The organism is Stutzerimonas kirkiae (assembly GCF_004327335.1).
Lineage (GTDB): Bacteria > Pseudomonadota > Gammaproteobacteria > Pseudomonadales > Pseudomonadaceae > Stutzerimonas > Stutzerimonas kirkiae.
On sequence record NZ_QJUO01000058.1, the window covers coordinates 1 to 8,717 of the forward strand.

General features: G+C 64.7%; 9 protein-coding genes and 1 pseudogene. 4 read left to right on the forward strand and 6 right to left on the reverse strand.

The features are described from left to right. From DNJ95_RS18780 to DNJ95_RS18805, 6 genes and pseudogenes are all read right to left on the reverse strand, one after another. A pseudogene (locus tag DNJ95_RS18780) lies at positions 1-232 on the reverse strand (energy transducer TonB); the annotation flags it as partial. Next, entirely contained in the window at positions 232-636 is a 405-nt protein-coding gene (locus DNJ95_RS18785; protein WP_131186241.1) for an ExbD/TolR family protein, read from the reverse strand. The gene DNJ95_RS18785 and the pseudogene DNJ95_RS18780, both read right to left, overlap by 1 nt. 27 nt (positions 637-663) lie before the next feature. Continuing rightward, complete coding sequence (locus tag DNJ95_RS18790) at positions 664-1,278, reverse strand: MotA/TolQ/ExbB proton channel family protein (protein WP_131186242.1); 615 nt, start codon at positions 1,276-1,278, stop codon at positions 664-666. 272 nt (positions 1,279-1,550) lie between these two features. Continuing rightward, on the reverse strand, positions 1,551-2,318 hold the full coding sequence (locus tag DNJ95_RS18795; protein ID WP_131186243.1) for an ABC transporter permease: 768 nt from the start codon (positions 2,316-2,318) through the stop codon (positions 1,551-1,553). Beyond that, positions 2,318-3,193, reverse strand: coding sequence for an ABC transporter ATP-binding protein (locus DNJ95_RS18800; protein ID WP_242671983.1), 876 nt, complete (start codon positions 3,191-3,193; stop codon positions 2,318-2,320). The genes DNJ95_RS18795 and DNJ95_RS18800 overlap by 1 nt, the downstream gene beginning before the upstream one ends. 204 nt (positions 3,194-3,397) lie before the next feature. Continuing rightward, the gene (locus tag DNJ95_RS18805; RefSeq protein ID WP_131186244.1) at positions 3,398-4,417 is read right to left on the reverse strand and encodes an ABC transporter substrate-binding protein; all 1,020 of its coding nucleotides are present in this window, start codon (positions 4,415-4,417) and stop codon (positions 3,398-3,400) included. Between the two features lie 475 nt (positions 4,418-4,892). Between DNJ95_RS18805 and DNJ95_RS18810 the strand changes: the two genes are divergently transcribed. From DNJ95_RS18810 to DNJ95_RS18825, 4 genes are all read left to right on the forward strand, one after another. Beyond that, entirely contained in the window at positions 4,893-6,248 is a 1,356-nt protein-coding gene (locus tag DNJ95_RS18810) for a dihydroorotase (RefSeq protein WP_131186245.1), read from the forward strand. 81 nt (positions 6,249-6,329) lie between these two features. After that, on the forward strand, positions 6,330-7,262 hold the full coding sequence (locus DNJ95_RS18815; protein ID WP_207388777.1) for a dihydrodipicolinate synthase family protein: 933 nt from the start codon (positions 6,330-6,332) through the stop codon (positions 7,260-7,262). Then, a complete protein-coding gene (locus DNJ95_RS18820) occupies positions 7,259-8,044 on the forward strand; it encodes an SDR family oxidoreductase (protein WP_131186247.1) in 786 nt (261 codons plus the stop codon). The genes DNJ95_RS18815 and DNJ95_RS18820 overlap by 4 nt, the downstream gene beginning before the upstream one ends. A 365-nt stretch (positions 8,045-8,409) precedes the next feature. Next, the coding region (locus DNJ95_RS18825; RefSeq protein WP_131186248.1) for a transposase at positions 8,410-8,717 on the forward strand (308 nt) is incomplete at its 3' end.

Genomic DNA, 8,717 nt, shown 5'->3' on the forward strand with positions numbered 1-8,717 from the left:
GTTCCGGCGGCGGTGGCGGAGGAATCTCCACCATGCTCACCCGGGTCACTTGCGGCGGCTCTTCTTCCTGTGGCGCCTGCTTGACCTCGACCAGGGCGAACGCAGCAATCATCAGCGCCATCAGCAGCGCCGAGCCAGCGATCGCCAGCGGCATCGGCAGGTGGTGCTCATGGCGGTCTTCCGTGGCCCAGAGGGCGCCACTGCGAACCGTGGGTTGTCTGTTCTCGCCCATCACTTTTGCGTCGCCAGGCCGATGGCGCTGATCCCGGCGCCGCGCACCAGGTCCATTGCGTGGACGATGCTTTCATACTGGCTGCCACGGTCGCCGGCGATCACCACGTCGAGCTTGCCGGTCTGCTGCATCTCGGCCAGCCTGGCAGCCAGTTGGGCGTCATCCATCTGCGCACCGTCCACGTAGAGCCCGCCATCGGCGGACACGCCGATGTTGAGGGTAACCGATTCGATCCGGTCCTGGGTCGAGGATTGCGGCAGGTCCAGGGTGATCCCGGCGCCCTGGATCATCTCGAGCATGATCATCACGAAGAACACCAGCAGGAACATCATCACGTCGATCATCGGGATGATCTCGATGCGTGAGTGCTGCTCGGAGCCTAGGTACGAGGATTTCTTGGCCATGGGGAACTTCTCCGCTGCGGCGTGGGCTCAGAAAGTCGCGAAGCGGCTGACCAGCATCGACTTGATCAGCTCCATCTGGTTGACGACCAGGCGGATGCGCTTGTTGAAGTAATTGAGGAACACCACGCAGGTGATGGCGATGCACAGGCCGACGGCGGTGGCCACCAGCGCATGGGCGATCGGCCCGGTCACCGAACTGACCTGCTGCGAACTGTTGGTGGCGAGCACGCTGAACACCTGGATCATGTGGATGATGGTGCCGAGCAGCCCGAGCAGCGGGCCAAGGGTGACGCAGGTGTCGAGCACCCAGAGGTTGCGATCCAGATGCGGCACCTGGACCATGATGGTCTCGTCGACCTCGCGCTCCATCGCGGCTTCGGTCTTGCCGCCGGCCTCCAGCGCCGCCACTACCAGCTTGCCCTGGGCGGTGCCCCGGTAATGCTCGGCGACCTTCCTCGCGTCAGCCAGATTACCCTGGGCGACATGTTGCAGATCGGCATCCAGGCTGGCACCGGACTTGATGCTTCTACGAAAGAAGAAGTAGCGCTCGATAATGACCCCAATACCGATGACGAAAATCACCAGCATCAGCGGAATGATGCCCCACGAGTCTTTCGAGTATTGAATAATGGCTTCTAACATGTCTTATCCTTGCTCAGGTAATTAACGGTAAGTGTCTGGTCCTGGCGGCCCGGATATATAGTGCGGCGCATATTCGAAGTTCACCGACCTGCAATCACGCGGCACAGCGAACTCGCACCGGTAAACTAAACCGGCACCCCATTTATCAAGTACAGCCAAACGGCATCGCTCGAACCCGGCCATCGGCGACATCATCGGGTTCGCCGAACCTGAAGTGCTACCTGTTCCAAGGCGTGCCGGGTCGAATGGATGACATCAGGGCCATCGCATTCTTATTTGCCGCGGGTCGCCCAGCGGGTGAAGCGTTTTTCGATCAGCACGCAGGCCTGGTAGGCAAGTACCGCCATTGCGGCGATCACGATCAGCCCGGCGAACACCAGCGGCACATCGAAACGCGACGAGGCGGCCTGCATGAGGAAGCCGATGCCTTCGTTGGAGGCGATGGTTTCCGAGAGCACCGAGCCAACAAAGGCCAGGGTGATGGAGATCTTCAACGAGGCGAACAGGTAGGGTGTCATCCGCGGGATACCGATCTTGGTCAGAATATCCAGGCGCCTGGCACCGAGGGAGCGCATCACATCCTCCATTTCCGGGTCGATGGTCGACAGCCCGGTGGCGACGTTGACGATGATCGGGAACACCGCCAGGGAAAACGCGGTGACCATCGCCGGTACCGCACCGATACCGAACCAGAGCACGAAGATCGGTACCAGGGCCACCTTCGGAACAGCGTTGAAGGCGATCAGCAGCGGGTAGAAACCGCGGTAGATCAGCGGCGAGGCGCCGATGGCGAGGCCGAAGAGCATGCCGAAGACTACCGCGAAGGCGAAACCCAGGCCCGTGGTGTAGAGCGTATGCAGGGCGTTCGGCCAGATCACGTCGTAGTGTTCGATGAGCGACCTGGCGATCTCGGTGGGCGCCGGCAGCATCAGGCTGGCGTTGCCCATGGCCAAGGAGACGATCTGCCAGAGCAGCAGCAGTACCAGGGTGGTCACCCAGGGCATGAGGCTTTCTATCGAGGACTTCCGGGAGTTGTTCATCAGCCGCGCGCCTCGACGATCTTCTCGCGTATTTCATGGACGATTTCGCTGAACAACGGCTCGAAGGTGCAGCTCAAGGCACGCGGTCGCGGGATGTCGACCTGGCGTTCGAGGATGATCCTTCCGGGACGCTTGCTCAGCACGATCACCCGGTCGGCGAGGAACACCGCCTCGCGCAGGTCGTGGGTGACCAGGATCGAACTGAAGCGCTGCTTCATCCAGAGCGCCTGGGTCATCAGCCACAGCTCCTCGCGGGTGAAGGCATCGAGCGCACCGAAGGGCTCGTCGAGCATCAGCAGCTTGGGCTCGTGGACCAGCGCGCGGCAGACGTTGGCGCGCTGCTGCATGCCGCCGGACAGCTCCCAGGGGAACTTGTCGGCGAACTCCAGCAAGCCGACGGTATCCAGCAGGCGCCGGGCCTTCTCGACATACTCGTCGGCGTTCCGGCGCAGGCGCTTGCGGTGCGGCTGTACCAGTTCGAAGGGCAGCATCACGTTGCTCAGGGTCGAGCGCCAGGGCAACAGGGTGGAGTTCTGGAAGGCCATGCCGACCCCCATTACCGGGCCAGTCGCCTTTCGCCCCTGAATGAACACCGCACCGCCGTCCGGCGGCAGCAAGCCGGTCACCAGCTTCATCAGGGTCGACTTGCCACAGCCGGACGGGCCGACCACGGCGACGAACTCGCCCTCGCGAACCTTCAGGTCCAGACGGTCGATGGCCAGCGTCTGCTCGTCCCCGTCGCCATAGACCAGGCTGACGTTGCGCAGATCGACATAGAGTTGTTCCATGGGTGGCGCCGCCACCGGTCCGGGCGGCGCGCTGGCCACCTCGGCATAGGCGAAGGCGCCCGTAGTACGTTCGCTGATACTCGACACCCGATGCTCCTCATCTTTTTGGCATTACCGCCCGCACAACGCGCTGGCGCGCTGATCGGTACAGCGCCCGGCTCGGACTGGCATGCCTTTTCTAATTTCGGTCACAGGGACCGGCACGTGGCTAACAACGTGGTCGGCTCCGCAGGTGGGGCCGGCCAACGAGCACCGGGAAAGCGGCGATGCCCGCTGAATCTGTGGCGTCTGTTACGGGGTAGCGATGCTCAGTTCGCTCTGCGGCGGCAGGTAGTCGGCGGTAAACACCTGGCTGGTCGGCGGTCGCTCGACACCCAGGGCCTCGCTGATCTGCTCGATGGAGCGATTCAGCCGCCCCGGGTCGATATTGCTCAGGCCGTTCTGCTTCACATGCGGGGTGAGCACCGCGACCTGGGTGGCGAATTCCAGGTGCTCGGCTTCGTAATCGGCATCGAGCATCGAGTTGTATTGCTTGAGCGAGGCGATCGCCGCCTGTGGGTCGCTGATGGTGGTTTTGATCCCCGCCACGGTGCAACTGAGGAAGTCGCGCATCTGCTGCGGGTGGGCCTCGGCCCAGGCCGGCTTGGCGATCACCGCGTTGCCCGGCACGTCGACGCCGTACTCGGCGAACGGCATGCTGAAAATATCCTCCCTCTTCACGCCCAGTGCGCGCAGCCCGTTGACCACGGTGAGGATGTGCCCGGCCGCGGCATCGGCCTGGCCGCGCACCACGCTGGCCTGGCGCAGATTGACCGAAACGTTGACCCAGGAAATCTTCCCGGGATCGATGCCGTTCTCCTTGGCGAAGGCCGGGAACAGCACCCGACTGGCTTCGCCCTGGGTGTCGGCGATGCGCTTGCCCTCCAGCGCCTTGGGCGAGCCGATGCCAGAAGACTTGAGCACGTTGACCGACGCCGAGGAGCGGTCGCTGACGATGAAGGTGGCCACCAGCGGGTTATTCGGATGCTTGGCGTTGTAGGCGACGATGCTGCCGAAGTCGGCCACGCCAATATCGTAGGAGCCCGCCGCCACCTTGCTGATGGTGTCGCCCGAGCCGAACCCGCGGTCGATCGACACATCGAGTTTCTTCTCCTGGAAGCAGCCACTCTTGGCGGCCGCCGACCACATCGCCTGGGGCCCTTCGAAGGCCCAGTCCAGTACCACCTTGAGCGGCATGTCTGCTGCGGATACCGGTGAGGTCAGGGCAAGTCCCACCCCAACAGCCAGCAGCGCTTTCGGCACGTAATTCATCTCGACCTCTTGGGCATGGCGACAAGTTCGATCCAACGGTACTGGCGCACTCCGCGCAGTGTAAAGATGAGATTTTCGGTCATCGTGCGCGAATTATTGGCGCTTCCGGCGCAGTGCTGGTGGCGGTGTCCTGTCCCGCCGCCGCACCTGCCGGCAGCCGCGACGAACGGTCCAGGCAGTATCCGATGGCGTCTTGCGGCTAGCTCTTTTTCATCGCCCGCCAACCCTTGCAGCCACCCTGCGGACCGTCGCCACGCGACGTTAAAAATGGCTCCCGGCAATTTTTTAGTCGCGCCGGGCACAATTTCTATCGTTTACGCAGCGTCCGCAGCGCACATAGGCTTGCTCACAGAAGCGTTGCTCGCACAGCGCCACAGGCGGCCGGCCGCTCCTCGAGAAATGGCCTGCCCGCTTCCAGCCGCACGGCAGCGCCCGCCCAGGCGGCCACGGCAACAGAAGACGGAAAGCATTAACCATGAGTGACTTTGACCTGATCGTGCGCGGAAAACTGGTATTGCCGAATCGTATCTTCGAGGACGGCTACGTCGCGGTGATCGACGGCCGCATCGCCCGCATCGGCTTCGGCGAACCACCGGCGGCGAAGGAACTGCACGACTGCCGTGGCGCCTGGGTGGTACCCGGCGCGGTGGACGGCCAGACCCACACCGGCAGCGCCAACCACGAGTGGCTCGGCCAGGCCTCGCGCGCAGCCGCCGCCGGGGGAGTCACCACGCTGGTCGACATGCCCTACGACGAGCCGGAGCCGGCCTGGAGCGCCGAAGTGTTCCTCGCCAAGGCGGCCAAGGCCAACGCCGATTGCCACATCGATGTCGGCCTCTACGCCACCATCCGTCCGCGCGACGGACTCGATGCGATTCCCGGGCTGATCGAGGCCGGTGCCTGCGCCTTCAAGTTCTCCACCTTCGAGGCCAATGCGCAGCGCTTCCCGCGCATCGACGACGCCATGCTCTACCAGGCCATGCTGCGCATCGCGCCGTCCGGCCTGGCCTGCGGCGTACACAACCAGCACCAGGAAATGACCCTGGCCAACATCGCTCGCCTGCGCGCCGCCGGCGACACCGGCTGGGACGCCTTCGGCCGCGCCCACCCGCCGCTGGTGGAGAACCTCGCCACGGCGAATATCTACGAGATCGGCGCCGCCACCGGCGCACGCGCACATGCCGTGCACATCTCGCTGTCGCGCGGCTTCCAGTTGTGCAACCAGTACCGCGCCGCAGGCGTGCAGGCCAGTGCGGAAACCTGTGTGCAGTACCTGATGCTCAACGAAGAGGAGCACATGCGCCGGCTCGGGGCGAAGACCAAGCACTATCCGCCGATCCGGCCGAAAGCCGAGGTCGACAAATTGTGGACCCACATCGCCAACGGCGATTGCGATTTCGTTTCCTCCGATCATGTCGCCTGGGGCCTGGATCGCAAGGGCGACCCCGACATCTTCAACAATGCCGCCGGCGGCCCCGGCCTGGAAACCCTGGTACCGGCGCTCTGGACCGGTTGCCTGGAACACGGCATCTCGCCGGCCATGGCCGTACGCCTGCTCAGCGAAGGGCCGGCGAAGTTCTTCCTGATGCACGACAAGGGCAGCCTGGAGCCGGGCAAGGACGCCGATATCGTCGTCCTCGAGCCCGGGCGCTTCGTCCACGACCCCGCCAACAGCCTGGCCGCGGTGAACTGGAGCGCTTTCGAGGGGCGTACCTTCGATGTTCGCGTCGCCGCCACTTTCCTGCGCGGCAAACTCGCCTGGGACGGCCGGAAGATCGTCAACGCCGCTGGCGCCGGGCGCCTGCAGAAACCCCTTCGTCGTGGCGCCTGATCAACCATCGACGACGTCCTGGCCACACGCACATGCGCGGCCGGCTCCCATTCCTTCCCTGAACCAGAGGTTTTCCAACTGATGCGTCTGAACGAACAGGCACGCGGTGTCTTCATCATCGCGGTCACGCCCTTCACCGACAGCGGCGAACTGGACCTGCCCAGCACCGACCGCCTCGTCGAGTTCTATCTGGAGCGCGGCGCCACCGGCCTGACCGTGCTCGGCATGATGGGCGAGGCTCCCAAACTCACCGCCAGCGAGTCACTGACCTACGTCGAGCATGTGATCGAACGGGTCGCTGGCCGCGTTCCCGTAGTCGCGGGCGCCTCGGGGGCCGGCCTCGCGCCAATGGCTGAACTCGCCCGGCAAATGATGCAGGCCGGTGCCGCCGGGGTGATGGTCGCGCCGCCCTCGCACCTGCGCAGCGACGACCAGTTGGTGAACTATTACACGCAGGTCGGCCAGGCCATCGGCCGCGACACGCCATTCGTACTGCAGGATTTCCCACTGGCTACCAGCGTGCAGATTCCAGTTCAGGCCATCGTGCGTATCGTCAATGACAATCCCAATTGTGTGATGCTCAAGCACGAGGACTGGCCAGGACTGGAGAAAATCAGTGCATTGCGTCAGGCCGAAGCCGAAGGGCGCATGCGCCGCATCAGCATCCTGGCCGGCAACGGCGGACTGTTCCTCCCCGAAGAGCTGGGCCGTGGCGCCGATGGCGCGATGACCGGCTTCGGCTACCCGGAAATGATGGCCGGGGTCTATGCCGCCCATACCGCTGGCGATGCGGAAAAGGCGCACGACCTGTTCGATGCCTACCTGCCCCTGGCCCGCTACGAGCAGCAACCCGGCCTCGGCCTGGCCATACGCAAATATGTACTGGCGCGCCGCGGGGCCATCTCCTCGTCCGCGATTCGCCTACCGGGGGCAAAGCTTTCCCCTGCCGACATCGGCGAAATCGAACACCTGATCGAACGCCAGGAGTCACGACTGCAGGAGATGAACCGATGAATCTGGGTCTCAATGGACGCCGCGCCCTGGTGCTCGGCGCCAGCCGCGGCCTCGGTGCCGCCATCGCCAGCAGCCTGGCCGCCGAAGGCGTGCAGGTGTTCGCCGCGGCACGCTCGCCGAAGGGCGTCGACGCCTGGCGCGGCGAACTGCCGGCGGAACAGGCGGCACGCATCGTCGCACTGCAGGTGGACCTCGCCGACCTGGCCTCGGTGCAGGGCCTGGCGAACCTGCTGATAGAAAGTGGCGGCGTCGATATCCTGGTCAACAATGGCGGCGGCCCGCCGGCCGGCGCCGCCCGCGACCAACTCGCGGCGGCCTGGGAAAGCAGTTTCCGCAGCATGGCCAGCCACCTGTTCGAACTCACCGCGCGGCTGCTGCCGGGGATGGCGGAGAAAGGCTGGGGCCGGGTGATCACCGTGGGCTCCTCGGGCATCCAGCAGCCGATCGCCAACCTGGCGCTGTCCAACGGCATCCGCGCGGCCGTGCAGGGCTGGTCGAAAACCCTAGCCGCCGAAGTCGCCGCCCAGGGCATCACGGTGAACATGGTGCTGCCCGGACGCATCCACACCGACCGCGTCGACCAGCTCGATGCCGGCGCCGCCCAGCGCCAGGGCAAGCGTGTGGAAGAAATCGCCGCGACCTCACGCGCCGGAATTCCCGCTGGCCGTTATGGCCGCCCCGAGGAATTCGCCAACGTGGTGACCTTCCTCGCCAGCGAGGCCGCGTCCTACGTCACCGGCAGCAGCATCCGCGTCGACGGCGGCCTGATCCGCTCGACCTGAGCGTTCGACGCGTCCCTGGGGGCGCCCCCGTCGGTGCGGCCCCCAGGCGGGCTGTCACGGGTTCCCGCCCAACTGGCTGCGCGTGTGCCCTGCGCCGGCTGGCCTATCGGCCACCGACGGCTTGCGGGCGGGAACAGGCAGGCAACCTGTCGCGGCGTCCTAAATGGGTTATCAGTATCAAGTGTCGCCGTGAACGGGCGCGCCATGCGCACCTGAACATTCGACGCCGCTATTCCCGGTGCGCGCGGCGCCCCCTACGCCAGGGCATATGTCGATAGTTGATGTGCGACGCGGCACTAGCAGCCTGTCGGACTTTCAGGCAGCTTGAGTAATAATCGCAGCGCTTCGATATACCGGTATCCCGCATGAGCCGCTTCCGCCCTGTCGATCGCAAGACCCCTTACCTGTTTCCACCGTCGGTGGAAGGGTGGTTGCCGGAAAATCACCTGGCGCGCTTCATCGTCGAAGTGATCGACGGGCTGGATCTGAGCCAACTCCAGAAGGCTTATGCCGGCCGCGGCAGTGCGGCCTGCCATCCGGGGCTATTGCTGTCGCTGCTGGTCTATGGCTATGCCACGGGCGTCTTCTCCAGCCGCAAGATCGAGCGGGACACCTACGATTCGGTGGCTTTTCGTTTCATTGCTGCGAACGATCATCCCGATCACGACACCCT

What these genes read in the sequence shown, in the direction of transcription:
- DNJ95_RS18785 (WP_131186241.1), bottom strand. Translation starts at nt 636, where the DNA reads ATGGCCAAGAAATCCTCGTACCTAGGCTCCGAGCAGCACTCACGCATC.
- DNJ95_RS18790 (WP_131186242.1), bottom strand. Translation starts at nt 1,278, where the DNA reads ATGTTAGAAGCCATTATTCAATACTCGAAAGACTCGTGGGGCATCATT.
- DNJ95_RS18795 (WP_131186243.1), bottom strand. Translation starts at nt 2,318, where the DNA reads ATGAACAACTCCCGGAAGTCCTCGATAGAAAGCCTCATGCCCTGGGTG.
- DNJ95_RS18805 (WP_131186244.1), bottom strand. Translation starts at nt 4,417, where the DNA reads ATGAATTACGTGCCGAAAGCGCTGCTGGCTGTTGGGGTGGGACTTGCC.
- DNJ95_RS18810 (WP_131186245.1), top strand. Translation starts at nt 4,893, where the DNA reads ATGAGTGACTTTGACCTGATCGTGCGCGGAAAACTGGTATTGCCGAAT.
- DNJ95_RS18815 (WP_207388777.1), top strand. Translation starts at nt 6,330, where the DNA reads ATGCGTCTGAACGAACAGGCACGCGGTGTCTTCATCATCGCGGTCACG.
- DNJ95_RS18820 (WP_131186247.1), top strand. Translation starts at nt 7,259, where the DNA reads ATGAATCTGGGTCTCAATGGACGCCGCGCCCTGGTGCTCGGCGCCAGC.